Origin of the sequence: Pseudomonas sp. REB1044 (assembly GCF_038813925.1) — a bacterium.
In the GTDB taxonomy this organism is placed as follows: Bacteria; Pseudomonadota; Gammaproteobacteria; order Pseudomonadales; family Pseudomonadaceae; genus Aquipseudomonas; species Aquipseudomonas boreofloridensis.
Window position 1 is genome coordinate 367,770 of sequence record NZ_CP046139.1, and the last position, 26,130, is coordinate 393,899.

The window sequence follows — 26,130 nt, forward strand, 5'->3', positions numbered from 1 at the left end:
ACGGTGGCGTTTGTTTTTCAGCCGGCCAGTTCCGTGGCCTCGTCCTCTTCGAAACCGCGCATCGCTCGCCCGACCAGCAACGGGTCGGGGGCGTGGGCGACGCTGTGGTCCTTGTCCGGATAGTCCAGGGCGTGGAGGAAGTGGCGGATGCAGTTGAGCCGGGCGCGCTTCTTGTCGTCGGACTTGATCACGGTCCAGGGTGCATCGGCGGTGTCGGTGTGGAAGAACATGGCTTCCTTGGCCGCGGTGTAGTCGTCCCACTTGTCCAGCGACTTGATGTCGATGGGCGACAGCTTCCAATGCTTGAGCGGATCGTCACGGCGCGAGATGAAACGGCGCAACTGCTCTTCGCGGTTGACCGAGAACCAATATTTGAACAGCAGGATGCCGCTGTTGCACAGCATGCGTTCGAGTTCGGGGGCCTGGCGCATGAACTCCAGGTATTGCAGCGGCGAGCAGAAGTCCATCACCCGCTCGACGCCGGCGCGGTTGTACCAGGAGCGGTCGAAGAACACCATTTCCCCGGCGGTGGGCAGGTGCTGGATGTAGCGCTGGAAGTACCACTGGCCCTTCTCCTGTTCCGAAGGCTTTTCCAGCGCCACGATGCGTGCGCCGCGTGGGTTGAGGTGTTCCATGAAGCGCTTGATGGTGCCGCCTTTGCCGGCCGCGTCGCGTCCCTCGAACAACACCACGATGCGCTGGCCGGTGTCCTTGGCCCAGCTTTGTACCTTGAGCAGCTCGATCTGCAGCGCGTGCTTGGCCTTTTCGTACTCCTGGCGGCGCATCCGTGTGGCGTAGGGATAGCTGGCCGGCAGGCGGGCGCTGGTGCTGTCTTCGTTGCTGCCCTTGCGGGCGGTGGCCACTTCTAGTGCGGCAGGCTGTTGGCTGATGCGGGTGATGGTCGCTTCGGGCTTGCGCTTGCGGGCGCGAGCAGTGCGCGCGGGTGTGCGCGCCGCAGAGGCGGTGGGTGCGGGGAGTGGAAGAGGTGCGTCGTCGCTCATGGAGATCCTTGCGGGAATCGGGGGTCCATGGCGTAGCTTAGGGGGATGCGGAGGATGGCGGTTTGACATTGATCAAACCCGGCAGCCAAATCCCAGGCAACAAAAAACCCGCACTGGGCGGGTTTCTTGTGTCGCTTCGGGTAACTTTGCAACCACCCGATGCTTAATGGTGGTGCCCAGAGACGGAGTCGAACCGCCGACACGAGGATTTTCAATCCTCTGCTCTACCGACTGAGCTATCTGGGCGACGGGGCGAATTAAAAAGGTTTTCAGATCTTGCGTCAACGACTTTTTGAAAAAATTTTAAATTAATTCCGTCGCTTACGGCCGTTGCCTGTTTTTTGTACAGACATGGGGGGTGCTCGGGCTCAGGCGCTCGGTGGCACGTAGCCTTCAGCCTGGGCGTAGTCCTCGCCGGCGAAGAACTTGTCCATTTCGGCCTGGAGGAACTTGCGGTCCTCGCCGCTCATCATGTTCAGGCGCTTCTCGTTGATCAGCATGGTCTGGTGCTTCTGCCACTCGTCCCAGGCCTTCTGCGAGATGTGTTCGTAGATGTCCTGGCCCTTGGCGCCCGGGTAGGGCGGGCGCGGCAGGCCGGGCAGCTCTTCGTTGTACTTGCGGCACTTCACGGTGCGGGTCATCGGGACTCTCCTGCAATCAATGCGTCGGCCGCGCGGGCCAGCAGTTTCTTCACTGGGGCGGCAAGGCCCAGGCGCGGCGGGGTGGCGAGGTTATACCAGAGCCAGTCGGGCTCGGCCACGTGCGGTCCGAGCGAGTCTACGCGGACCAGCCAGGGCTCGATCGCCAGTTGGAAATGGCTGAAGGTGTGGGTCAGGCCTTGCAGCGCCTGGCGTTCGGTCATGCGCAGGCCGTGCTGGTAGGCGAGGTCGTCGAGCTGTTCCAGGCTGTCCAGCTCCGGCAGGCTCCACAGACCGCCCCACAGGCCGCTGGAGGGGCGGCGGTAGAGCAGGATGGCGCCTTCGTGGTTGGTCAGCAGCGGCATCAGCGCCCGGCGCTGGGGCAGGGCTTTGCGTGGCTTGGGCTCGGGGTAGCGCTTTTCCTCGCCCAGCAGGTGCGCTTCGCAGCCGCGCTGCAGCGGGCAGATCAGGCAACTGGGCTTGGAGCGGGTGCACAGCGTGGCACCCAGGTCCATCATCGCCTGGGTGTAGTCGTTGACCCGCGTCGTCGGCGTGAAGCGCTCGGCCGCCATCCACAGGGCATTGGCGACCTTTGGCTCGCCGGGATAGCCGCCTTGCGCGGTGAACCGCGCCAGCACGCGCTTGACGTTGCCGTCGAGGATCGGCGCGCGCAGGCCCATGCTGATACTGGCGATCGCACCGGCGGTGGAGCGGCCGATGCCGGGCAGTTCGGTGAGCTGGGCGACGCTGCGCGGGAATTCGCCCGCATGCTCGGCGACGACGATCTGCGCCGCCTTCTGCAAGTTGCGCGCACGGGTGTAGTACCCCAGGCCTGTCCAAAGGTGCAGCACTTCGTCCTCGGGCGCCTCGGCCAGCGCCTGCACGGTCGGCAGCGCCTGCATGAAGCGGTCGAAGTAGTTGAGCACCGTGCTCACCTGGGTCTGCTGCAACATGATTTCCGACACCCACACGCGGTACGGGGTGATGCCCTGTTGCCAGGGCAGGTCGTGGCGGCCGTGCTGGTCGAACCACTCCAGCACGGCGCTGGAGAACTGCTGGGGGCTCATCGTTTGAACAGCCCCTTGAGCGCGTCCTTCAATTCCGGGCTGACCTTGTCGCCGAGCTTTTCATCGAGCTTCTCGTCGATCTTGTCTTTCAGGCGATTGCCGGCCAGCTTGGCGGCGACCTTGCCCAGGCCGTCCTTGTCCAGGCGGCAGGCCTTGGCGCCCAGCTCCAGCGGGCCGCGGCAGCGCAGCGGCAGCTCGACGCCGACGTAGCGCTCGTTGACCTGGCAGGCCGGGTCGGGCATGGCCCGCTGATCGCCCTCGACCAGTACGCCGATGCCGTAGTCCATGCCCAGCACGCGCAGGTCCACGTCGCCATGGCCGTTGACGGTCAGGCCTGGGATGCGCACCTTCAGGTCCGGGTTGCTGGCCACGCCGTTGCGCACCACCAAGTTGCCGCGCAGCTCCTGGAACGGCGTGTCCTTGGCCCGTGGCTCGCCGCTGAGCTGCTTGCGGTTGAGGGTGGCGATGGCCTGGCACAGTTGCTGTTCGAGGTTGGCGTTGACCAGCACGCCATCGGTGATGGTGAAGCTGGCATTGCCATTGAGCGTATCGACCAGCGCTTTCTGGCTGTTGCCGCTGGCAGTGAGGTCGCTGGACAGGGTCAGCAGGCCTTTGACCGGCGGGGCCTGATCTGGCGTGTCGCGCTTGATGAAGTGCTCGACCGGTACGCGGGTGATCTGCGTGTTGACGCCCAGTTGTGGCACGGCCGGGCGCACGTCGACCGTGCCCTTGGCCTCGAAGTTGCCGTTGTACAGGCCGCCGCGCAGGGTCTGCAGGGTCAGCAGGCCGCCTTGGCCGGAGGCTTGCAGATGAGCGTCGGTGATCGGCAGTTTGTCCAGGGTCAGGGCGCCGAATGACAGGTCGGCTTGCAGGTCCAGGGCACGCAGGCGATCGACCGGCAGCAGCTTGTCGGTGCTCCAGGCCACTTGGGTGGGTGCGCTCGGCAGCGGCGTGGAGCCGGCCCCGGCGACTGCCGTGGCTTCCTGCTGCTGCACCTCGGCCTGACGCGCGGCCTTGGCACCTTTGGCCTCCTCGCTCTTGGCCGGCAGGTAGCGGTCGGCGTCGAACTTGTCGCCCTTGAGCTGCACGCGCAGCGCCTGCTTGGCGAAGTCTTCGATGGCGACGCGGCCGGTGAAGCTGCTGTCATCGAGTTTCACCGCCAGGTCTGGCAGGGCGATGGCGGTTGGCGAACCTTCCAGGCGGGTGACCAGTTCGAGCTTGGCGAAGGCGTTCGCATCGGCGGTGGCCGGCAGCGGATGGCCGATGCCGTCGAGGAAGGTGCGCAGGTTGAATTGGGCGATGGACAGCGCGCCGCTGATCTGCGGGGTGCTGCTCAGGTCGCGCAGGTTCAGCTCGCCGAGTGCACGCAACTGGTTGGCCGAGACCTTGAGGCCAGTCCAGGAGGCGACGTCGGCGCCCAGGTCGGCCAGTACCTGGCCCTGGGCGGCGAAGGTCACGGTCTTGCCGGCGGTCGGCTCGCCCGAGGTTTCGCCGGACAAGCGCATGTCTTCGAGGCTATAGCGCTTGAGCTTGCGATCGAAGCGCAGATCGCCGACCAGCTCGGTGCGCACCTTGATGTTCGGTTCGCTGGCGCTGACGAAGGCACTGGCTTTGATCGGTGTGCTGACGCCGTCATGCACGGGACCGGTGCTCAGTTGGATGCTTTCGGCGCCATAGCGCCTGCCGCTCTGTTCGTCGGTGAACTGCACTCGCGCGTTGTTCACGGTGAGGCTGTCGATGTCCAGCTTCACGGCGCGTTCGTTGGCATCGCCCTTGGCTGGCGCGGGTGCTTCGCTCGGCTCGGCCGGGGCCGTCGGGGCGCTGGCGTTCTGCTCGGGCAGCGGCTTGCCGATGTCCTCCCAGTTGCCGTGGCCGTGCGGGTCGCGCACCAGGGTAAGGTTCAGGCCTTCGACGCGCACGTCGCTCATCTGCACCTCGCGGCGCAGCAGCGGCAGGACGCGCACCGACAAGCCGAGCATCTGCAGGTCGGCGAACGGCTGCTTGGGGTTGTTCAGCGTGGCGATGCTCGCCTCATGCAGTTCCAGGCCCAGCCAGGGGAACAGGCTCCAGCCGATGTCACCGTTGAGGGTCAGCTCGACGTGGGCCTTCTTGCGGGCCAGCTCGCGGATTTCGTCTTTGTAGTCGTTGGGATCGAAGAGGTGGGTCAGGGCGAAGCCCAGCGCCACGATGATCAGCAACAACCCGAGAAGTCCAAGCCCCAGGATTTTGCCGAACGCTTTCATGGGCGAGTCCTTGTAGTCCGATGGATGAATTCGAGCGCCAGAGTATAGCGCCGTGCGCGCCGCTTCTGAGTAACTGACGCGCAATAGGGGGCGTTTGCCATGAAAGGGCTTCGACAGCGTCGCCTGACACAGTTCCGTTCGAAGACTGCCCAGCCTGATCGGACGCAAACGCTTGCGCACGAAATCACGGGGCGAGCAGATTTAGGAAAAATAATGATGTCAGTTTGATCTCGCCGTCACTTTATGCTGGTAACCTTGCCCCGCTTCCGGAATGTCCGCGACCGATTGTCGCGGGGCAGTGATGCCGAAAACGGCGCGTAATTCGCCTTGTGTGCCGCGAAACGCCAGGGAAACGATCCGTAAGCACTGACAATTCATATAAGGATCGAATCCATGACAAGCAGCAACACGACAGGGGCGGCGCCAGGCTTCCTGTCCAAGGAGCGCATCATCGCCCGCCCGGGCTTCAACCGCTGGCTGGTACCCCCGGCGGCATTGGCTATCCACCTGTGCATCGGCATGGCCTACGGCTTCTCGGTGTTCTGGCTGCCGCTGTCGCAAGCCATTGGCATCACTGCACCGGTGGCCTGCTCGCCCGACCTGGGCTTCATCGCCCGTCTGTTCAGCGCCGACTGCGACTGGCAGATCTCGATGCTGAGCTGGATCTACACCCTGTTCTTCGTCTTCCTCGGCTGCTCGGCCGCCGTGCTGGGCGGCTGGCTGGAACATGCCGGTCCGCGCAAGGCTGGCCTGGTCTCGGCGCTGTGCTGGTGTGGCGGCCTGGTGATCTCGGCCATCGGCATCAAGACCCATCAGCTGTGGATGATGTGGCTGGGGTCGGGTGTGATCGGCGGTATCGGCCTGGGCCTGGGCTACATTTCGCCGGTTTCGACCCTGATTAAGTGGTTCCCGGACAAGCGCGGCATGGCCACCGGCATGGCGATCATGGGCTTCGGCGGCGGCGCGATGGTGGGTGCACCGCTGGCCACGGCGCTGATGGGGCACTTCGCCAACGGCCAGGAAGTGGGCGTGTGGCAGAGCTTCATCGCCATGGCGGCCATCTATTTCGTGTTCATGACCGCAGGCGCCCTGGCCTACCGCGTGCCGCCGACCGGCTGGAAACCCGAGGGCTGGACGCCGCCGGCGAAGAAAGCCAACGCCATGGTCACCGACCGTCACGTGCACGTCAGCGTGGCCTGGAAAACCCCGCAGTTCGCCCTGGTGTGGCTGGTGCTGTGCCTGAACGTGTCGGCCGGTATCGGCATCCTCGGCATGGCTTCGCCACTGCTGCAGGAAGTGTTCGGCGGCAAGTTGCTGGGCAACGACCTGAGCTTCAGTGAGCTCAATGCCGCGCAACTGGCACAGATCGCTGCCATCGCCGCGGGCTTCACCGGCTTGCTGAGCCTGTTCAACATTGGCGGGCGCTTCTTCTGGGCGTCGTTCTCCGACTACATCGGGCGCAAGAACACCTACTTCGCCTTCTTCGCCCTGGGCGTGGGCCTGTACACGCTGGTGCCGAACATGGGCCACATCGGTAACGTCGCGCTATTCGTGGCGGCGTTCTGCATCATCCTGTCGATGTACGGCGGCGGTTTCTCGACCGTTCCGGCCTACCTGGCCGACCTGTTCGGCACGCAGATGGTCGGCGCGATCCACGGCCGCCTGCTCACCGCCTGGGCGGCGGCCGGCGTGCTCGGCCCGGTGCTCATCACCTACCTGCGTGAGGCGCAGTTGGCGGCCGGCGTGCCGCGCGCCGCTGCCTACGACATGACCTTGTACATCCTCGCCGGCCTGCTGGTGCTGGGCTTCATCTGCAACCTGCTGGTGCGTCCGGTGGCCGACAAGTACTTCATGACCGATGCCGAGCTGGCCGCCGAGCGCGCGCTGAGCCACGACAAAGGCGCCGACGGGGCCAAGTCGCTGGAATGGCACGCCGCGCCGGGCAGCCTGCCGCTGGTGCTGCTGGCCTGGGCGGTGGTGGTGATTCCGCTGGCCTGGGGCGTGTGGGTCACCTTGCAGAAGACCGCGGTGCTGTTCCACTGAGGCCGATGACGGCCGGCTGATGGCTGGCTGCGATGGCCCTATCGCGGGGCAAGCCCGCTCCCACAGGTTCTGCACTGTGGGGGCGGGCTTGCCCCGCGATGCATTTACGGCGTCGCCACACGTCATCCGCGTTTCAAGCCGGCGCGTTCTGGGCCTATAATGCAGCCCTTTTCGCCCAATGATTTTGCGGAGCTGGTGATGGTCGAACGTAAGGCTTCCGTCGAGCGCAATACCCTGGAAACCCAGGTCAAGGCCTCGATCAACCTGGATGGCAGCGGCAAGGCCCGATTCGATATCGGCGTGCCTTTCCTTGAACACATGCTCGACCAGATCGCCCGGCACGGGCTGATCGATCTGGACATCGAATGCAAGGGCGACCTGCATATCGACGATCACCACACCGTCGAAGACGTCGGCATCACCCTCGGCCAGGCGTTCGCCAAGGCCGTCGGCGACAAGAAGGGCATCTTCCGCTATGGCCATGCCTACGTGCCGCTGGACGAAGCGCTGTCGCGCGTGGTCATCGACTTCTCCGGCCGCCCGGGCCTGCAGATGCACGTGCCGTTCACCCGCGCTTCGGTCGGCGGTTTCGATGTGGACCTGTTCCAGGAGTTCTTCCAGGGCTTCGTCAACCACGCGCTGGTCACCCTGCACATCGACACGATCCGCGGGCACAACACCCACCACCAGATCGAAACCGTGTTCAAGGCCTTCGGCCGCGCCCTGCGCATGGCCGTGACGCTCGACGAGCGCATGGCCGGTCAGATGCCTTCGACCAAGGGATGCCTGTGATGCAGACCGTCGCCGTCATCGACTATGGCATGGGCAACCTGCACTCGGTGGCCAAGGCCCTCGAGCACGTGGGCGCCGGCAAGGTGCTGGTCACCAGCGACGCGGCGGTGATCCGCGAGGCTGACCGCGTGGTATTCCCCGGCGTGGGCGCAATCCGCGACTGCATGGCCGAAATCCGCCGCCTGGGCTTCGACGCCCTGGTACGTGAAGTCAGCCAGGACCGTCCGTTTCTCGGCATCTGCGTGGGCATGCAGGCGCTGCTCGAACACAGTGAGGAAAACGAAGGCGTCGATTGCATCGGCCTGTTCCCTGGCCAGGTGCGGTTCTTCGGCAAGGGCCTGGAGGAAGACGGCGAGCATCTGAAGGTGCCGCACATGGGCTGGAACGAAGTCAGCCAGTGCGTCGACCATCCGCTGTGGCACGACGTGCCGGATCGCGCGCGTTTCTACTTCGTGCACAGCTACTACATCCAGGCCGGCAAGCCGGGCCAGGTGGTCGGTCGTGGCCATTACAGCGTCGACTTCGCCGCCGCACTGGCCGACGGCTCGCGCTTCGCCGTGCAGTTCCACCCGGAAAAAAGCCACACCCATGGCCTGCAATTGCTGCAGAACTTCGTGGCCTGGGACGGGCGCTGGTAAACCCCCAGCTTCAAGCTTCGAGCTGCAAGCGCCCAGCAGGAGCGCGCAGCTCGAACAACCGCGTGCAAGCTTGTCGCTTGAGGCTTGCAGCTTGTGAATTTTGAGGAACACACATGCTGATCATCCCCGCTATCGATCTGAAGGACGGTGCCTGCGTGCGCCTGCGTCAAGGCCGCATGGAAGACTCCACGGTGTTCTCCGATGACCCGGTGAGCATGGCTGCCAAATGGGTCGAGGGTGGCTGCCGCCGCCTGCACCTGGTCGACCTCAACGGCGCCTTCGAAGGCCAGCCGGTCAATGGCGAGGTGGTCACTGCCATCGCCAAGCGTTATCCGACCCTGCCGATCCAGATCGGCGGCGGTATCCGTTCGCTGGAAACCATCGAGCATTACGTCAGGGCCGGTGTCAGCTACGTGATCATTGGCACCAAGGCGGTCAAGCAGCCCGAGTTCGTCGCCGAGGCCTGCAAGGCCTTCCCCGGCAAGGTCATCGTCGGCCTGGATGCCAAGGACGGCTTCGTCGCCACCGACGGCTGGGCCGAGGTCAGCTCGGTGCAGGTCATCGACCTGGCCAAGCGTTTCGAGGCCGACGGCGTCTCGGCGATCGTCTACACCGACATCGCCAAGGACGGCATGATGCAGGGCTGCAACGTGCCCTTCACCAAGGCCCTGGCCGAAGCCACCTCGATCCCGGTGATCGCCTCGGGCGGTATCCACAACCTGGGTGACATCAAGGCCCTGCTGGACGCCAAGGCCCCGGCATCATCGGCGCCATCACCGGCCGTGCCATCTACGAAGGCACTCTCGACGTCGCCCAGGCCCAGGCCTTCTGCGACAACCACTAAGAGAGCCGCAAGCGGCAAGCGGCAAGCGGCAAGATGGAGAGCGCCATACGAGCCGCTTGCAGCTTGAAGCTTGCCGCTTGAAGCTTGCATCTGCCCTCAGGAGCCTGACCCATGGCTTTAGCCAAACGCATCATCCCTTGCCTGGACGTGGACAACGGCCGGGTGGTCAAGGGCGTCAAGTTCGAGAACATCCGTGATGCCGGCGATCCGGTGGAGATCGCCCGGCGCTACAACGAGCAGGGCGCCGACGAGATCACCTTCCTCGACATCACCGCCAGCGTCGATGGTCGCGACACCACGCTGCACACCGTAGAGCGCATGGCCAGCCAGGTGTTCATCCCCCTGACCGTCGGCGGTGGCGTGCGCAGCGTGCAGGACATCCGCAACCTGCTCAACGCCGGGGCCGACAAGGTGTCGATCAACACCGCTGCGGTCTTCAACCCGGAGTTCGTCGGGGAAGCGGCCGATCGCTTCGGCTCGCAATGCATCGTCGTCGCCATCGACGCCAAGAAAGTCTCGGGCCCCGGCGAAGTGCCGCGCTGGGAGATCTTCACCCACGGCGGGCGCAAGCCGACCGGGCTCGATGCCGTGGAATGGGCGAAGAAAATGGAAGCGCTGGGGCGGGGGAGATCCTGCTGACCAGCATGGATCAGGACGGCATGAAGAACGGCTTCGACTTGGGCGTGACCCGTGCCATCAGCGATGCGCTGGGCATTCCGGTGATCGCGTCGGGTGGTGTAGGCAACCTGCAGCACTTGGCCGACGGCATTCTGGAAGGGCATGCCAGCGCGGTGCTGGCGGCGAGTATCTTCCACTTCGGCGAGTACACGGTGCCGGAGGCCAAGGCCTACATGGCTTCGCGCGGTATCGTGGTGCGCTGATTCAGTCAAGCGGGCCGCCAGGCGGCCCAATCGCGGGGCAAGCCCGCTCCCAGTGGCGGGTGGGAGCGGGCTTGCCCCGCGATGGCTTCAACCGTGGTTCTTGCCCAGCAATGCGTGGTACAGCTCGGTGTCGCCGAGGATGCCGACCACCTTGTCGTTCTCCTGCAACACCAGCTTGTTGCCGGTGTGATAGCGGATCTGCAGCGCCTCGCGCATGCCGATGTCGGCATGCACCAGGGTCGGCCTGCGACCGAGGCTTTCCATGTCCTGACCCGGTGCCCAGTTCTGCAAGTCCAGCCCGTTCTGCCCCTGGCGTGCACGTTGCAGCGAACCGCCTTCGCCCAGGTCCAGCCACGAATCGCCGCTGGGGTCCAGGCACACCGAACCGTTGATCCGCTTGCAGTCGTTGACGCTGCGCATTAGGCTGCGGCCGCACAGCACGTTGAGTGGGTTGGTGTGGGCGACGAAGGTGCGCACGTACTCGTCGGCCGGGTTGAGCACGATCTCTTCGGGCTTGCTGTACTGGATGATCCGACCGTCCTTCATGATCGCGATACGGCTGCCCAGTTTCAGCGCCTCGTCCAGGTCGTGGCTGACGAAGACGATGGTCTTGCTCAGCTTGCGCTGCAACTCCAGCAGTTCATCCTGCAGACCTTGGCGGATTAGCGGGTCGAGTGCCGAGAAAGGTTCGTCCATCAGCAGGATGTCGGCATCCATCGCCAGTGCCCGGGCCAGACCCACGCGCTGCTGCATGCCGCCGGACAGTTCGTCGGGCTTCTTGTTGCGCCACTGGGTCAGGCCCACCAGCTCGAGTTTCTCGTCCACCAGCTTGCGCCGCTCCTTCTCGGGGCGGCCCTGCATTTCCAGGCCAAAGCTGATGTTCTCGCGCACCGTCAGCCAGGGCATCAGGGCGAACTTCTGGAACACCATGGCGATGCGCTTGGTGCGCATCATCTTCAGTTCCGCCGGGGTGCAGTGGGCAATGTCGATGTGCTTGCCTTCGTGCTCGACGAACAGCTTGCCGCGGCTGACGGTGTTCAGGCCGTTGATGCAGCGCAGCAGGCTCGACTTGCCCGAACCGGACAGGCCCATCAGCACGCAGATCTCGCCCTTCTGGATGTCCAGGTTGGCTTTTTCCACGCCGACCACCAGGCCGGTCTGTTTGAGGATCTGCTCGCGGGTCTTGCCTTCGTCGAGCAGCGCCAGCGCTTCGCGCGGCTTGGTGGAGAAGATGACATCGACATCTTCGAAGCGAATGATGCTCATGCTTCACTCCTTGCCGGCTGTTCCGGTTGCTTGCAGATACGGTCGAGCATGATCGCCAGCAGCACGATCGCCAGGCCCGCTTCGAAGCCGAGCGAGATGTCGGCGGTGTTGAGCGCGTTGACCACAGGCTTGCCCAGGCCGTCGGCGCCGACCAGCGCGGCGATCACCACCATCGACAGCGACAGCATGATGCACTGGGTGACCCCGGCGGCGATGCTGGGCATGGCGTGGGGCAGTTCGATGCGCGTGAGCAACTGGCGGCGCGAGCAGCCAAAGGCCTTGCCGGCGTCCATCAGTTCCTGCGGTACGTCGCAGATGCCCAGGTAGGTCAGGCGAATCGGCGCGGCGATGGCGAAGACCACGGTGGAGATCAGGCCGGGCACTACGCCCAGGCCGAACAGGGTCAGGGTCGGGATCAGGTAGACGAAGGTGGGGACGGTCTGCATCAGGTCCAGCACCGGACGCATGGCGGTGTAGAACATCGGCTTGTGCGCGGCGACGATGCCCAGCGGCACACCGATGGCCACGCAGACCACCGTGGCGAAACTGACCTGGGCGAGGGTCTCCATGGTTTCCTGCCAGTAGCCCAGGTTGAGGATCAGCAGGAACGACACCGCGACGAACACGGTCAGCGCCACTTTGCGCTGAATCAGGTGCGCCAGGGCGGCGAAAATGGCGATGAGCACGAGCGGATTGAACCAGGTCAGCGTACTGGTGACGCCATGGATCATGAACTCCAGCCCTTGGGCGATGGCATCGAAGTAGTTGGCGCCATGTTGGGTCAACCACTCGACGAATGAGGCCATGTACTGCCCCAAAGGTATTTTCTGATCGATAAGCATGATAGCGAGCTTCCACCTGCAAAGATTGAAATCAGTCCGGGACGTCACGGTGGCGTCCCGAGGTAGTGCCTAATGGCCGTTGGCGACCATTACTGCTACTGCGTATTTCATTGTTATTGCGTGAGCTTGGCCTTGGCCGCCTCCAGGCCCGGTTTGCCATCCACGGTGGTCACGCCCGCGAGCCAGGCATCCAGCTTGCCAGGGTTGTCCTTGATGAAGCGCTTGGCGGCGGCGTCGGGTTTCATCTTTTCGTCCAGGACATAGCCCATCATGGTGCTCTCGTCCTTGAGATCGAACACCAGGTTCTTCAGCAACTGGCCGACATTGCTGCACTGCTCGGTGTAGCCCTTGCGGGTGTTGGTGTAGACGGTGGCCTTGCCGAAGTCGGGACCGAAGTAGGCATCGCCGCCGGTCAGGTACTGCATCTTGAAGCGGGTATTCATCGGGTGGGGTTCCCAGCCGAGGAAGACGATGGCTTCACTTTTGCGCTGAGCTCTGTCGACCTGACTGAGCATGCCAGCTTCGCTGGACTCGACCAGCTTGAAACCGGCATCTCTCAGGCCGAAGGCATTGTCGTTGAACATCTTCGCGATGGTGCGGTTGCCATCGTTACCTGACTCGATGCCGTAGATCTTGCCGTCCAGTTCCTGCTTGAACTTGGCGATGTCGCTGAAATCCTTCAGGCCCTTGTCGTACAGGTACTGCGGCACGGCCAGGGTGTACTTGGCGTTCTCCAGGTTGGCGCGCACGGTCTCGACGGTACCGGCGTCGCGGTACGCCTTGATGTCGTTTTCCATGGTCGGCATCCAGTTGCCGAGAAACACGTCCAGGTCTTTGCCGTTGGCCAGCGACTTGTAGGTCACCGGTACCGAGATCATGGTGGTATGGGTCTTGTAGCCCAGCGCCTCGAGGACGGCGCTGGTGGTGGCGGTGGTCACGGTGATGTCGGTCCAGCCGACGTCGGAAAAGCGAACCCTCTGACATTGCTCGGGTTCGGCGGCCTGGGCCAGCAGCGGGGCTGCGAGCAACGCGGCCAGTAACAGCGAGGGCGAAGCGTTCATGGGTGGACTCCTGTGATGTTTTCTTCGGGTTCGCGCAGTACGTCAGCCCTTTCTCGGGGGCTGATCGTCCGGGCCTGCAGAGGGCAGGTTGCGAGGCCGTGCAATACGAGTCGCTTTCGATAATCCACCAGCGTTCGGCAATCGCCTACTGGTGGAGTCGTAACCAGTGCAGGACAGGTCGCATCCAGTACGGGCAATGTCGTTTACGGATTTTTCCCTCCCGAGGCCGTGCAATTGAGTCATCGGCTCGCCTGAAAGCGGCCAGACAGTGGCCAGCCCTACAGGGCGCTGCCGGACAAAATCAGGTCGGTTGCAGACGGCGAAGGCTGGGGTAAAACCCCGATCATGCGTGCATTCGCGGCACCCGCCGCCCTCAGCCTAGCAGCTGGCTGCGCCGCCACCTGGCGCGCAGGAACAAGCCCATCAAGAGGTGATTCGACAATGGCCATCAGCGTGTTCGACCTGTTCAAGATCGGTGTCGGGCCTTCCAGCTCGCATACCGTCGGCCCCATGCGCGCCGCCGCGCTGTTCGTCCAGGGGCTGCGTGAGCGCGGCGAACTGGAGCAGGTGAGGCGCGTCGAGGTGCGCCTGTACGGCTCGCTGTCGGCCACCGGTATCGGCCATGGCACCGACAACGCCACGATCATGGGGCTGATGGGCGAATGGCCCGACTCCATCGACCCGACCCAGATCACCCCGCGTATCGCCGACCTGCGCGAAACCGGCACGCTGCTGCTGGACAACCGCCTGCCCATCGACTTCGTCTGGGCCCGCGACATGCTGCTGCTCGACGAGAACCTGCCGTATCACCCCAACGCCATGACCCTGGTCGCCGAGGGCACCGCCGGTGAACTGCACCGCGATACCTACTACTCGATCGGCGGCGGCTTCGTGGTCGATGCGCAGCAGGCCGCCAGTGGCGTGCTGGATGCCGACCAGACCGTGCTGCCCTACGATTTCAATAGCGCCGCCGAGCTGCTCCGGCTGTGCAAGCAAAACGACATGCGCGTGTCGCAATTAATGATGGAGAACGAAAAGGTCTGGCGCAGCGAGGCGGAGATTCGCGCCGGTCTGCTCAAGCTGTGGCAAGCCATGCAGGAATGCGTGAACAACGGCCTGAAGTACGAAGGCACGCTGCCCGGTGGGCTCAACGTGCGGCGCCGTGCGGCCAAGCTGCACCGCAGTCTGCAAGAGATCGGCAAGCCCAACGTGATCGGCTCGACCATGAGCGCCATGGAGTGGGTCAACCTGTTCGCCCTGGCGGTCAATGAAGAAAATGCCGCCGGAGGGCGGATGGTCACCGCGCCGACCAACGGTGCGGCAGGCATCATTCCGGCGGTGCTGCACTACTACATGCGCTTCTCCGACGCGGTGGACGAGTCCAACGTGGTGGACTTCTTCCTGGGGGCGGCGGCGGTGGGCATCCTGTGCAAGAAGAACGCCTCGATCTCCGGCGCCGAAGTGGGCTGCCAGGGCGAGGTCGGTTCGGCGTGCGCCATGGCCGCCGCCGGGCTTGCCGACGTGCTCGGCGCCACCCCGGCGCAATTGGAGAACGCCGCCGAGATCGCCCTGGAGCACAACCTCGGGCTGACCTGCGACCCGGTCGGCGGTCTGGTCCAGGTGCCCTGCATCGAGCGCAACGCCATCGCGGCGGTGAAAGCCATCAACGCCGTGCAGATGGCCCTGCGCGGTGACGGCGAGCACTTCATCTCCCTCGATCACGTGATCCGCACCATGCGCGACACCGGCGCCGACATGCACGACAAGTACAAGGAAACCTCGCGCGGCGGTCTGGCCGTCAACGCCGTCGAGTGCTGATGCGCCGATCTGGCCCTTTTCTGGCCGCTGTGCTGCATCGTTGTGCAGCGGCCAACGCCGACCGACCGTCGGCTGTCGCTATCGAGCGTGTCATTGTCGGTGACACATCATGGATGTCGCTTCTGAGCAACCTTCCCACAAGTGCTACCGAATTGCTCAGCCGTTACACGCAGAGGCGCTGGCGCGCTGCTTTGCGTTCTATGACCACCTCTTACAGAAAGGCCCTACAAGACGCACGGCAACGTCGTTTTTAGGTTTTTTTGGATAGCCGTTCAACTTCAGGCACGGGGTTTGCGTAGAGTTGGGTAGAGCCCCCGTACAAGGATAGGGGCAATAACAAGAAAACGGTGCCCGCCTGAGGCACACCCTGCATTTGTGTGAGGAGAAATCGCGATGACGTCGTACACCTCCGGGCCAGCCCAGAACCGCACAGCTCCACAGTCCATCGGGTTTCTCCTTCTGGACAACTTCACCCTCATTTCCCTGGCGTCGGCGGTCGAGCCGCTGCGCATGGCCAACCAACTGTCCGGGCGCGAGCTGTATCGCTGGCACACCTTGACCGTGGATGGCGGACAGGTCTGGGCCAGCGACGGTCTGCAGATCACCCCCGATGCGCCGATGCACAGCGCGCCGGCCATCGACACGGTGATCGTCTGTGGCGGCGTTGGCATCCAGCGCGCCGTCACCCGTGAACACGTGACCTGGCTGCAGGCCCAGGCCCGCCAGTCGCGCCGTCTGGGCGCGGTCTGCACCGGCAGTTGGGCGCTGGCCTGTGCCGGTCTGCTCGATGGCTTCGACTGCAGCGTGCACTGGGAATGTCTGGCCGCGATGCAGGAAGCCTTCCCGCGGGTCAACATGAGCACGCGCCTATTCACCCTCGACCGCAACCGCTTCACCAGCTCCGGCGGCACCGCGCCGCTGGACATGATGCTGCACCTGATCAGCCGCGACCACGGCCGTGAGCTGTCGGCAGCCATCTCCGAAATGTTCGTCTACGAGCGCATTCGCAACGAGCAGGATCACCAGCGCGTGCCGCTCAAGCACATGCTCGGCACCAACCAGCCGAAGCTTCAGGAAATCGTCGCGCTGATGGAGGCCAACCTCGAGGAGCCGATCGACCTGGACGAGCTGGCGGTGTACGTCAACGTGTCGCGTCGTCAGCTCGAGCGCCTGTTCCAGAAGTACCTGCACTGCTCGCCGTCGCGCTACTACCTGAAGCTGCGACTGATCCGGGCGCGGCAACTGCTCAAGCAGACGCCGATGTCGATCATCGAAGTGGCGTCGGTGTGCGGCTTCGTCTCCACGCCGCACTTCTCCAAGTGCTACCGCGAATACTTCGGCATTCCGCCGCGTGACGAGCGCGTCGGTTCCAACACCGCGCAGCAGGTGGCGATGATGCCGATTCCGCAGGCCATGGCGCTGTCGCCGCATAGCGGCCCGATGGCGGCGCTGAGCCAGGCGCGCAACGAGTCGACCTTTGCCAGTGTGAGGCTCTGAGCGGGCGCAGGTCTTATCGCGGATGATGTACCGCGTCGATAAGGCCTGCGCCGAGCGCGTGGCTAGCCGCGCTGACTGAACTGCGCCAGCGCCGGCAGCAAATGCTTGTCGATGGCCTGGCGCACGGCCGGCAGGATCGTCGCGCTGCCGGTGTACATCTGCTCCACCATCCCCTTGAGCGCGCGTGCGTTGGGCTCGGTCAGCCCACGCACCGCCGCTTCGCAGGCTTGCTCGGCGCTGGCGCCGGCAGGAATCTCGAACCCGCGTGCGCGCAGGTGGCCCAGCAAGTCGTCCTGATCGATCAAATCGGCATGCATCATGGTGAAGGTCCTAGTCTGCGGTCAGTGATGACCGATTCTGTGACCACCACGACAGGCCCGCAAGCACAGCGCGTGGCGATGGCTGCCATGACTAAGAACAGGTCGTTTCCGGCTAAATCCAGGCCCGTGGAAGTCAGCACGCTGGACTCATTCACGGCACCGAGGGTTTGGTCACCCTCACTCTGGCACAGTGGATGTTGCTCGCTCTCTGCCCCGGATGCTCACGGCTTCCGGGGCTTTTTTTGCGCGCGGCAGTGCGGCTCACGGCGGGCTCGGCAGGCCCATCACGCGTCCGACATAGTCCATCGGCGGCAGGTCGGCCTGCTCAGCCACCAGCCGTTGCAGCGACGCCACGCTGTGCTCACCGAACGGCGCCGACTTCGGCCCCGCCAAGTCCACATGCAGCAGCATCTGCTCGCTGGCCGCCAGCGCGCCCTCGAAATCGGCGCGGTGCAGGCTGTGGTAGAGATGCAGGCGCTTGCGGTCGAAGCCGATGATCTGCGTCTGCACCCACACTTCGGTGCCGAGCTTCACCTCGTGCAGGTAATTGATGTGCGCCTCCAAGGTGAACAGCGAGTGCCCGCTCTGCCCGCGACTGTCGGCATCCAGACCGATGCGCGCCATCAGCGCATCGGTGGCGTAGCTGAAGATCAGCAGGTAGTAGGCGTCGCGCAGGTGCCCGTTGTAGTCCACCCAGTCCGGCTGGACCGTGGTGCGGTAGGTGAGCAGTACCGTCATCGATTTCTCCTCAGTCGCCGAAGGCCATGCCGTGGGCGGTCTTGCTCTGCTTCACCGCGTCCAGCACCGCCAGCAGGGTGTCGTCGCGGTAGCGCTCCAGCGCAGCGATGCTGTGCTCGCCCAGTTGCTCGGTGGTGCCTTCGACCACATCGTCGATCAACCGCTCGGTGAGCTCCGGGGCGGGCAGGTACGTCCAGGGTAGCTTGAGCGCCGGGCCGAACTGCGCCATGAAGTGACGCATGCCTGCATCGCCCCCGGCCAGGGTGTAGGTGAGGAAGGTGCCCATGAACGACCAGCGCAGTCCGGCGCCGAAGCGGATCGCATCGTCGATCTCGCCGGTGCTGGCCACGCCGTCGTTGACCAGGTGCAGGGCCTCACGCCACAGCGCTTCGAGCAGCCGGTCGGCGATGAAGCCGGGCACTTCCTTGCGCACGTGCAAGGGCCGCATGCCCAGTGCGCTGTACACCGTCCTGGCGGCGTCGATGGCGCTAGCGTCGGTTTGCCTGCCGCCGACGATCTCCACCAGCGGCAGCAGGTACACCGGGTTGAACGGATGGCCGACCACGCAGCGTTCCGGGAAGGTGGCGGTGGCGTAGAAGTCGCTGGGCAGCAAGCCCGAGGTGCTGGAGGCGATGATCGCCTCAGGCTTGGCGGCGGCGCTGATGCGCGCGTGCAGCTCGAGCTTCAGTTCCAGGCGCTCGGGCGCGCTTTCCTGGATGAAGTCAGCGTCGCGCACGCAGTCTTCCACGCTGGCCACGACGCGCAGACGGTCCTGACTGGCGCCGGGGGCCAGGCCCTGTTTCTCCAGGGCGGGCCAGGCATTGGCGATGCGCTTGCGCAGGGCCTGCTCGGCGCCGGGTGCTGGGTCCCAGGCGATCACGTCCAGCCCGTGGGCCAGCGCGCGGGCGACCCAGCCGCTGCCGATGACGCCGCTGCCGAGCGCGGCGAAGGTCTTGATCTCGGTGATGTAAGGCATGTGCTGCAACTCCTGGAAAAAGGCTCAGCGGCGCATGAGGTTCATTTTTTCGCGGCCTTCGGCCGGGGTCAGCACGCGGGCGCCGAGGCGCGAGATGATCTCCACCGCGCGCTCGACCAGTTGCCCGTTGCTGGCCAGCACGCCGCGGTCGAGGTAAAGGTTGTCTTCCAGGCCCACCCGCACGTTGCCGCCGAGCAGCACCGCTTGCGCGGCCATGGGCATCTGCATGCGACCGATGCCGAAGCCGGCCCAGGTGACGTCGGCTGGCAGGTTGTCGACCATGGCCTTCATGGTGGTGGTATCGGCCGGGGCGCCCCAGGGGATGCCCAGGCACAGTTGGAACAGGGGGTCGTGCAGCAAGCCTTCCTTGATCATCTGCTTGGCGAACCACAGGTGGCCGGTGTCGAAGATCTCGAGTTCGGCTTTCACCCCCAGCTCGGTGATGCGCTTGGCACCTGCGCGCAGTTGGGCCGGCGTCGATACGTAGATCGAATTACCGTCGCCGAAGTTGAGGGTGCCGCAGTCCAGGGTGCAGATTTCCGGCAGCAGCGCCTCGACATGGGCCAGGCGTTCCAGCGGGCCGATCAGGTCGGTGCCGGTGCCGAACGCCATGGGGTTCTCGTCGGGGCCGATTTCCAGGTCGCCACCCATGCCGGCGGTGAGGTTGACGATCACGTCCACGTCGGCCTCGCGGATGCGCTCCATGACCTCGCGGTACAGCGCGACATCGCGGCTGAAACGGCCTGTTTGTGGGTCGCGCACGTGGCAGTGGACCACGGTGGCACCGGCCTTGGCCGCCTCCACGGCCGCGGCGGCGATCTGCTTGGGGGTGACAGGGACCAGGTGGCTCTTGGCGGCGGTGTCGCCGGCACCGGTCAGGGCGCAGGTGATGATGACGTCATGGTTCATGGCGGGGCCTTGGGTTCGGTGTGCTGGGATTCGAGGTGAAGGTGTCGCGAGCGCATTGCAGGGGGCGCGCGGCGCCCCACGCGGTTCAGTTGGCGCTGAGCTTGAGGTGCTCTGCCGCTGGCTGGCCATCAAAGGTGGTCACGCCTTCGAGCCAGCGGGCCTTGTCCTGGGGGTGCTCCTTGAGCCACTGGCGCGCCGACACCAGCGGGTCTTTATGATCGAGCAGCGGCTGCATCATGCGGCTCTCGTCCTCGGCACTGAAGGTCAGGTTGGCCAGCAGGCGGCTGGCGTTCGGGCAGCGCTGGGCGTAGTCGGGGGCGGTGACGGTCCATACCGTGGCGCGGCCCTCGTCCGGGCCGAGCGCGTCCTGGCTGTCGCCCAGGTAGACCATGTCGAGGTTGACGTTCATCGGGTGCGGCTTCCAGCCGAAGAACACCACGGCCTCCTTGCGCCGCACCGCGCGGTCCACTGCGGCGAGCATGCCTGCTTCGCTGGACTCCACCAGCTGGAACTTGCCCAGGCCGAACTGGTTCTTGGCGATCATCGCCTTGATCTGGGTGTTGGCGCCGGAGCCGGGTTCGATGCCGTAGATCTTGCCTTTGAGCGCCTTCTCGAAGGTGTGGATGTCGGCGAAGGTCTTCAGGCCCTGGTCGGCCAGGTACTTGGGCACCGCGAGGGTGGCGCGGGCATCTTCCAGGCTGGGCTTTTCCAGCACCTTGAGCTGGCCCGCCTCGATGAACGGGGTGATGGTCTGGGTCATGATCGGGTTCCAGTACCCCAGGAACAGATCCAGGCGCTTGTCGCGAATGCCCGCGAAGATGATCTGTTGCGAGGCGCTGGTCTGGGCAGTCTGGTAGCCCAGGCCGTCGAGCAGCACCTGGGCCATGGCGCTGGTGGCGATGACGTCGGTCCAGTTGACCACGCCCAGGCGCACGTTCTTGCAGACCGCGGGCTCTGCAGCGAAAAGCGGCGTGACCAGAGTGCTGCTCAGGGCGAAGGACAACAGGCTGCGGCGGATCAAGCGATGCATGGTGGCTCTCCATCGGCAGTGCGTATTGTTATGGGATCCGGCCTCTGCGGGCCGTGGGAAAAACGTTACGCCCATGGCACAGTGGGCAATCGCACGCTGGCGACCAAGAGTTGCACTGCAGCGACCATCCATCTCCCAGGAGTCAGCGATGCCGGACACCATCCAGTTTCTGCTCTTGCCAGGGTTTTCCGCGCTGGGCTTCATCAGTGCGCTGGAGCCATTGCGGGTGGCCAACCGCTTTCGCGGTGCGCTGTATCGCTGGCGGGTGCTGAGCCTGGACGGCGGGCCGGTGCAGGCCAGCAATGGCATGTCGGTCAATGCCGACCTGGCGCTGGCCGACAGCGAGCGTGGCGCGATGCTGTTGGTGGTGGCCGGTTTCGAGCCGCTGGCTTGCCACGGGCCGGCATTGCAGCAGGCGCTGCGGCGGGTCGAGCACGAGGGCGGCATCCTCGGGGCATCGACACCGGCGCGGTGGTGCTAGCCGAGGCCGGTCTGCTCGACGGTTACCGCGCCACCTTGCACTGGGAGGCACTGGAGGCGTTCAAGGAGCGTTATCCACGCCTGCAGGCCACCCAGGAATTGTTCGAGATCGACCGTCGGCGCATCACCTGTGCGGGTGGCACCGCGTCCATCGACTTGATGCTCGATCTGATCGCCCAGGCCCACGGCAGCGAACTGGCGATCCAGGTGTCGGAGCAGTTCGTGCTCGGGCGCATCCGCCCACGCCAGGACCACCAACGCATGGAAATCGCCACGCGCTACGGCATTCGCAACCGCAAGCTGGTGAAGGTGATCGGCGAGATGGAGCGCAATACCGAGCAGCCGCTGGACACCCTGGCGCTGGCCGAGACGATCCAGGTCACCCGGCGCCAGTTGGAGCGCCTGTTCCGCGTGCACTTGGACGACACGCCACGCGGTTTCTACCTTGGCCTACGCCTGGACAAGGCCCGGCAACTGCTGCGCCAGACCGACATGGGCGTGCTGCAGGTGGCGGTGGCGTGCGGCTTCGAGTCGGCGTCGTATTTCACCCGTTGCTACAGAGCACGTTTCGCCCAGTGCCCACGGCAGGACCGCCTGGCGCGGGCGGTGTCCGCCTTGGCCTGAACCGGGGCAGGGGCGGGTCCAGGCTGGACATTCACTGCTGCCCGATGGACTGCAGGTACTCCGAGCGCTCGTCGCTGCGCTGTGCCACGCAGGTGTTCCAGGCGGCCTCGAAGGCTTTGCTGCCGGGCTTCTCGGCGTAGGTCTCGACCTTGCAGTCGGCGTCACGCAGTTGTGCCCAGAGCTTCTGCGCCGCGTCCATGCGCGCCGTGAGCGCGCTGGCCTTGTCGTTCTCGTCGGCGTACTGATCGCGGATGCGCTGCAGCAGGTCGTCGTAGGCCGACTTCAGCTCGCGCTCGGCCGTCTGCTTGTTAAAGGTCGCGCACGCATAAGCCTGCTGGTCGTTCTCGACGCTGTCGCAGGGCGTGCTGTCTTCCTCGGCGGCCTGGGCGCCCAGCGCCACGCACAGCAGGACCAGCCATGCCTTTGATTTCATCCGTTTTCTCCTGAACAGACTGACGAATCGTCAGGGATTCTCGCTCAGCCTCGGGCTGGGTGATAGGGGGTGCGAAAAATGTTCATCGACAGCCCTTGTCGAGACTCGCTCTCATCGACCAACGGCAGGCCAGAGCGTGCCGTTCGCCGCCTTGACGCTTTCGGCAAACCCCCTGTCGTTTTTGCACCGAGGCGACACAGGCCGCAGGCATATGCTGGCCCCAAACCGCCGGCACCTGGTTCGGCGCGACCCATTACAAGCCTCACGATAAAAGGGGACAGCCTGATGAGCCCAGCCGAATTACACGCCGACAGCATCGTCATCGATGGCCTGATCATCGCCAAGTGGAACCGCGAGCTGTTCGAGGACATGCGCAAAGGCGGCCTGACCGCGGCCAACTGCACCGTGTCGGTCTGGGAAGGCTTCAAGGCGACCGTCGACCAGATTGCCGCCAGCCAGAAGCTGATCCGCGAGAACGGCGACCTGGTGATGCCGGTGCGTACCACCGCCGACATCCGCAAGGCCAAGGAGCTGGGCAAGACCGGCATCCTCTTCGGCTTCCAGAATGCCCACGCCTTCGAAGACCAGATCGCCTACGTCGAGATCTTCAAGCAACTGGGCGTGGGCATCGTGCAGATGTGCTACAACACCCAGAACCTGGTGGGCACCGGCTGCTACGAGCGTGACGGCGGGCTGTCGGGCTTCGGTCGCGAGATCGTCGCCGAGATGAACCGCGTGGGCATCATGTGCGACCTGTCGCACGTCGGCTCCAAGACCTCCGAAGAAGTCATCCTCGAATCGAAGAAGCCGGTGTGCTACTCGCACTGCCTGCCGTCGGGCCTCAAGGAGCACCCGCGCAACAAGTCCGACGAGGAACTGAAGTTCATCGCCGACCACGGCGGCTTCGTCGGCGTGACCATGTTCGCGCCGTTCCTGGCCAAGGGCATCGACTCGACCATCGACGACTACGCCGAAGCCATCGAATACACCATGAACATCGTTGGTGAAGACGCCATCGGTATCGGTACCGACTTCACTCAGGGCCACGGCCAGGACTTCTTCGAGTACCTGACCCACGACAAGGGCTACGCCCGTCGCCTGACCAACTTCGGCAAGATCATCAACCCGCTGGGGATCCGCACCGTCGGCGAGTTCCCCAACCTCACCGAGACCCTGCTCAAACGCGGCCATTCCGAGCGCGTGGTGCGCAAGATCATGGGCGAGAACTGGGTGAACATCCTGAAAGATGTCTGGGGCGAATAAGCCGCTCTCCAAGCCTGCAAGCCCCGGCCAATAACGCTGGGGCATCCAACACAAAAAATTCTGGAGTTAAGTTTCCATGGCCAAGATCGCCCCGCAATTGCCCATCGAAGTCGACAGCGAGACCGGTGTCTGGACCAGCGACGCCCTGCCGATGCTGTACGTGCCGCGCCACTTCTTCGTCAACAACCACATGGGCATCGAGGAAGTGCTGGGCGCCGACGCCTACGCTGAAATCCTCTACAAGGCCGGCTACAAATCGGCCTGGCACTGGTGCGAGAAAGAAGCCGAGTGCCACGGCCTGGAAGGCGTCGCGGTGTTCGAGCACTACATGAAGCGCCTGAGCCAGCGTGGCTGGGGCCTGTTCGAGATCCAGGACATCGACCTGGACAAGGGCACCTGCAGCGTCAAGCTCAAGCACTCCGCGTTCGTGTACGTCTATGGCAAGTGCGGCCGCAAGGTCGACTACATGTTCACCGGCTGGTTCGCCGGTGCCATGGACCAGATTCTCGCTGCCCGCGGCAGCAAGATCCGCACCGTGGCCGAACAGGTTTACGGCGGATCGGAAGAAGGCCACGAAGATGGCCTGTTCATTACGAAGCCGTTGTAAGCCGGAGAGAGCGTCATGGCATTCGAAGCAATGTTCCAGCCGATCCAGATCGGCAAGCTGACCATCCGCAACCGCGTGCTCAGCACCGCGCACGCCGAGGTCTACGCGACCGACGGCGGCATGACCACCGATCGCTATGTGAAGTACTACGAAGAGAAGGCCAAGGGCGGCATCGGCCTGGCCATCTGCGGCGGTTCCTCGGTGGTGGCCATCGACAGCCCGCAGCAGTGGTGGGCGTCGGTCAACCTGTCCACCGACCGCATCATCCCGCACTTCCAGAACCTGGCCGACGCCATGCACAAGCATGGCGCCAAGATCATGATCCAGATTACCCACATGGGTCGTCGCTCGCGTTGGGACGGCTTCAACTGGCCGACCCTGATGTCGCCGTCCGGCATCCGTGAACCGGTACACCGCGCCACCTGCAAGACCATCGAGGTGGAAGAGATCTGGCGCGTGATCGGCAACTACGCCCAGGCCGCGCGCCGGGCCAAGGAAGGTGGCCTGGACGGCGTCGAGCTGTCGGCGGTGCACCAGCACATGATCGACCAGTTCTGGAGCCCGCGCGTCAACAAGCGGACCGACGAGTGGGGCGGCAGCTTCGAAGGCCGCATGAAGTTCGGCCTGGAAGTGCTCAAGGCGGTACGCGCCGAGGTCGGCGACGACTTCTGCGTGGGCATGCGTATCTGCGGTGACGAGTTCCACCCCGATGGCCTCAGCCACGAGGACATGAAGCAGATCGCTGCGTACTACGATGCCACCGGCATGCTCGACTTCATCGGCGTGGTGGGCTCGGGGTGCGACACCCACAACACCCTGGCCAACGTCATCCCGAACATGAGCTACCCGCCGGAGCCGTTCCTGCACCTGGCCGCTGGCATCAAGGAAGTGGTCAAGGTACCGGTGCTGCACGCACAGAACATCAAGGACCCGAATCAGGCCACGCGCATTCTCGAAGGCGGCTACGTGGACATGGTCGGCATGACCCGTGCACACATGGCCGACCCGCACCTGATCGCCAAGATCAAGATGGGTCAGATCGACCAGATCAAGCAGTGCGTCGGCGCCAACTACTGCATCGACCGTCAGTACCAAGGTCTGGATGTGCTGTGCATCCAGAACGCCGCGACCTCCCGTGAGTACATGGGGGTGCCGCACATCATCGAGAAGTCCACCGGGCCCAAGCGCAAGGTGGTGGTGGTCGGTGCCGGCCCTGCCGGCATGGAAGCTGCACGCGTCGCTGCCGAACGTGGCCACGACGTGACCGTATTCGAGAAGCGCGAGCAGATCGGCGGGCAGATCACCATCGCCGCCAAGGCGCCGCAGCGTGACCAGATCGCCGGTATCACCCGCTGGTATCAACTGGAGTTCGCCCGCCTGAAGGTGGACCTGCGCCTGGGCACTGCGGCGGATATCCCGACCATCCAGGACCTGCGTCCGGACATCATCGTGCTGGCGGTGGGCGGTCATCCGTTCGTCGAGCAGAACGACCATTGGGGCGCTGCCGAAGGGCTGGTGGTGAGCAGTTGGGACGTGCTCGACGGCAAGGTCGCGCCGGGCAAGAACGTGCTGGTGTACGACACCATCTGCGAATTCACCGGCATGTCGGTGGCTGACTTCATCGCCGACAAAGGCAGCCAGGTCGAGATCGTCACCGACGACATCAAGCCGGGTGTGGCCATGGGCGGCACCACCTTCCCGACTTACTACCGCAGCATGTACCCCAAGGAAGTGATCATGACCGGGGACATGATGCTGGAGAAGGTCTACCGCGAAGGCGACAAGCTGGTGGCGGTGCTGGAGAACGAATACACCGGGGCCAAGGAAGAGCGGGTGGTCGACCAGGTGGTGATCGAGAACGGCGTGCGTCCCGACGAGGAGCTGTACTACGGCCTCAAGGACGGTTCGCGCAACAAAGGCCAGATCGACATCGAAGCCCTGTTCGCGATCCAGCCGCAGCCAATCCTCAGCCAGCCGGGCGAAGGTTACCTGCTGTACCGCATCGGCGACTGCGTGGCCCAGCGCAACGTGCACGCGGCGATCTACGATGCCTTGCGCCTGTGCAAGGACTTCTGATCGCACTGGCATGAATACCGCCCCACGTGGGCGGGATTGGCCC

The 26,130-nt window shown here is 64.5% G+C and carries 21 protein-coding genes, 1 tRNA gene and 3 pseudogenes; 11 read left to right on the forward strand and 14 right to left on the reverse strand.

Annotated elements, in window-relative coordinates; all coding sequences use genetic code 11:
- Positions 1-17: 17 nt before the first annotated feature.
- The 5 genes from ppk2 to GKC70_RS01685 form a co-directional block, all read right to left on the reverse strand.
- The gene (gene ppk2 / locus GKC70_RS01665; RefSeq protein ID WP_342650260.1) at positions 18-1,001 is read right to left on the reverse strand and encodes a polyphosphate kinase 2; all 984 of its coding nucleotides are present in this window, start codon (positions 999-1,001) and stop codon (positions 18-20) included.
- A gap of 170 nt (positions 1,002-1,171) precedes the next feature.
- Positions 1,172-1,247, reverse strand: a tRNA-Phe gene (locus tag GKC70_RS01670).
- Positions 1,248-1,369: 122 nt separating this feature from the next.
- Positions 1,370-1,642 (reverse strand): oxidative damage protection protein, encoded by a 273-nt coding sequence (locus tag GKC70_RS01675; RefSeq protein ID WP_342650261.1) that lies wholly within the window; start codon positions 1,640-1,642, stop codon positions 1,370-1,372.
- Positions 1,639-2,706 (reverse strand): A/G-specific adenine glycosylase, encoded by a 1,068-nt coding sequence (gene mutY, locus GKC70_RS01680; RefSeq protein WP_039581355.1) that lies wholly within the window; start codon positions 2,704-2,706, stop codon positions 1,639-1,641. The genes GKC70_RS01675 and mutY overlap by 4 nt, the downstream gene beginning before the upstream one ends.
- Positions 2,703-4,949: an AsmA family protein gene (locus tag GKC70_RS01685; RefSeq protein ID WP_342650262.1), complete on the reverse strand. Its 2,247-nt coding sequence runs from the start codon at positions 4,947-4,949 to the stop codon at positions 2,703-2,705. The genes mutY and GKC70_RS01685 overlap by 4 nt, the downstream gene beginning before the upstream one ends.
- Positions 4,950-5,342: 393 nt before the next feature.
- Between GKC70_RS01685 and GKC70_RS01690 the strand changes: the two genes are divergently transcribed.
- From GKC70_RS01690 to hisF, 5 genes and pseudogenes are all read left to right on the forward strand, one after another.
- A complete protein-coding gene (locus GKC70_RS01690; RefSeq protein ID WP_039581349.1) occupies positions 5,343-6,992 on the forward strand; it encodes an OFA family MFS transporter in 1,650 nt (549 codons plus the stop codon).
- 198 nt (positions 6,993-7,190) lie between these two features.
- Positions 7,191-7,784 carry an imidazoleglycerol-phosphate dehydratase HisB gene (gene hisB, locus GKC70_RS01695; protein WP_039581346.1) on the forward strand — a complete coding sequence of 198 codons (594 nt, stop codon included), beginning with the start codon at positions 7,191-7,193 and terminating at the stop codon, positions 7,782-7,784.
- Positions 7,784-8,422: an imidazole glycerol phosphate synthase subunit HisH gene (hisH, locus tag GKC70_RS01700; protein ID WP_342650263.1), complete on the forward strand. Its 639-nt coding sequence runs from the start codon at positions 7,784-7,786 to the stop codon at positions 8,420-8,422. Before hisB ends, hisH begins: the two co-directional genes overlap by 1 nt.
- Positions 8,423-8,535: 113 nt before the next feature.
- Positions 8,536-9,266, forward strand: a pseudogene (gene hisA, locus GKC70_RS01705) (1-(5-phosphoribosyl)-5-[(5-phosphoribosylamino)methylideneamino]imidazole-4-carboxamide isomerase).
- A gap of 111 nt (positions 9,267-9,377) precedes the next feature.
- Positions 9,378-10,147 (forward strand): annotated as a pseudogene (hisF, locus tag GKC70_RS01710) (imidazole glycerol phosphate synthase subunit HisF).
- Between the two features lie 87 nt (positions 10,148-10,234).
- On the opposite strand, the gene choV reads toward hisF, so the two are convergent.
- From choV to choX (GKC70_RS01725), 3 genes are all read right to left on the reverse strand, one after another.
- Positions 10,235-11,413 (reverse strand): choline ABC transporter ATP-binding protein, encoded by a 1,179-nt coding sequence (choV, locus tag GKC70_RS01715; protein ID WP_342650264.1) that lies wholly within the window; start codon positions 11,411-11,413, stop codon positions 10,235-10,237.
- Positions 11,410-12,258, reverse strand: coding sequence for a choline ABC transporter permease subunit (gene choW / locus GKC70_RS01720; RefSeq protein WP_209435542.1), 849 nt, complete (start codon positions 12,256-12,258; stop codon positions 11,410-11,412). The genes choV and choW overlap by 4 nt, the downstream gene beginning before the upstream one ends.
- Positions 12,259-12,368: 110 nt before the next feature.
- Entirely contained in the window at positions 12,369-13,316 is a 948-nt protein-coding gene (gene choX / locus GKC70_RS01725) for a choline ABC transporter substrate-binding protein (protein ID WP_342650265.1), read from the reverse strand.
- Between the two features lie 441 nt (positions 13,317-13,757).
- On the opposite strand from choX (GKC70_RS01725), the gene GKC70_RS01730 reads away from it, so the two are divergent.
- Positions 13,758-15,134: an L-serine ammonia-lyase gene (locus GKC70_RS01730; RefSeq protein WP_342650266.1), complete on the forward strand. Its 1,377-nt coding sequence runs from the start codon at positions 13,758-13,760 to the stop codon at positions 15,132-15,134.
- 393 nt (positions 15,135-15,527) lie between these two features.
- Positions 15,528-16,631: a GlxA family transcriptional regulator gene (locus GKC70_RS01735; RefSeq protein ID WP_342650267.1), complete on the forward strand. Its 1,104-nt coding sequence runs from the start codon at positions 15,528-15,530 to the stop codon at positions 16,629-16,631.
- Between the two features lie 62 nt (positions 16,632-16,693).
- On the opposite strand, the gene GKC70_RS01740 is transcribed toward GKC70_RS01735, so the two are convergent.
- From GKC70_RS01740 to choX (GKC70_RS01760), 5 genes are all read right to left on the reverse strand, one after another.
- A complete protein-coding gene (locus GKC70_RS01740) occupies positions 16,694-16,951 on the reverse strand; it encodes a hypothetical protein (protein ID WP_342650268.1) in 258 nt (85 codons plus the stop codon).
- A gap of 261 nt (positions 16,952-17,212) precedes the next feature.
- Positions 17,213-17,689: a thioesterase family protein gene (locus GKC70_RS01745; protein ID WP_342650269.1), complete on the reverse strand. Its 477-nt coding sequence runs from the start codon at positions 17,687-17,689 to the stop codon at positions 17,213-17,215.
- A 10-nt stretch (positions 17,690-17,699) separates the two neighbouring features.
- On the reverse strand, positions 17,700-18,665 hold the full coding sequence (locus tag GKC70_RS01750; protein WP_342650270.1) for an L-carnitine dehydrogenase: 966 nt from the start codon (positions 18,663-18,665) through the stop codon (positions 17,700-17,702).
- Positions 18,666-18,689: 24 nt separating this feature from the next.
- The gene (locus tag GKC70_RS01755) at positions 18,690-19,574 is read right to left on the reverse strand and encodes a 3-keto-5-aminohexanoate cleavage protein (RefSeq protein WP_342650271.1); all 885 of its coding nucleotides are present in this window, start codon (positions 19,572-19,574) and stop codon (positions 18,690-18,692) included.
- 85 nt (positions 19,575-19,659) lie between these two features.
- Positions 19,660-20,604 carry a choline ABC transporter substrate-binding protein gene (gene choX, locus GKC70_RS01760; protein ID WP_342650272.1) on the reverse strand — a complete coding sequence of 315 codons (945 nt, stop codon included), beginning with the start codon at positions 20,602-20,604 and terminating at the stop codon, positions 19,660-19,662.
- Between the two features lie 148 nt (positions 20,605-20,752).
- On the opposite strand from choX (GKC70_RS01760), the pseudogene GKC70_RS01765 reads away from it, so the two are divergent.
- A pseudogene (locus GKC70_RS01765) lies at positions 20,753-21,708 on the forward strand (GlxA family transcriptional regulator).
- A gap of 31 nt (positions 21,709-21,739) precedes the next feature.
- Here GKC70_RS01765 and GKC70_RS01770 read toward each other — a convergent pair.
- Positions 21,740-22,141 carry a lysozyme inhibitor LprI family protein gene (locus GKC70_RS01770; protein ID WP_342650273.1) on the reverse strand — a complete coding sequence of 134 codons (402 nt, stop codon included), beginning with the start codon at positions 22,139-22,141 and terminating at the stop codon, positions 21,740-21,742.
- A gap of 285 nt (positions 22,142-22,426) precedes the next feature.
- Between GKC70_RS01770 and GKC70_RS01775 the strand changes: the two genes are divergently transcribed.
- The 3 genes from GKC70_RS01775 to dgcA all read left to right on the forward strand — a co-directional run bounded on the left by GKC70_RS01775 (position 22,427) and on the right by dgcA (position 26,087).
- The gene (locus GKC70_RS01775; protein WP_039581315.1) at positions 22,427-23,404 is read left to right on the forward strand and encodes a dipeptidase; all 978 of its coding nucleotides are present in this window, start codon (positions 22,427-22,429) and stop codon (positions 23,402-23,404) included.
- A 76-nt stretch (positions 23,405-23,480) separates the two neighbouring features.
- Entirely contained in the window at positions 23,481-24,011 is a 531-nt protein-coding gene (locus GKC70_RS01780) for a DUF5943 domain-containing protein (protein WP_021782648.1), read from the forward strand.
- Positions 24,012-24,026: 15 nt separating this feature from the next.
- The gene (dgcA, locus tag GKC70_RS01785; protein WP_039581311.1) at positions 24,027-26,087 is read left to right on the forward strand and encodes a dimethylglycine demethylation protein DgcA; all 2,061 of its coding nucleotides are present in this window, start codon (positions 24,027-24,029) and stop codon (positions 26,085-26,087) included.
- Positions 26,088-26,130: the final 43 nt, after the last annotated feature.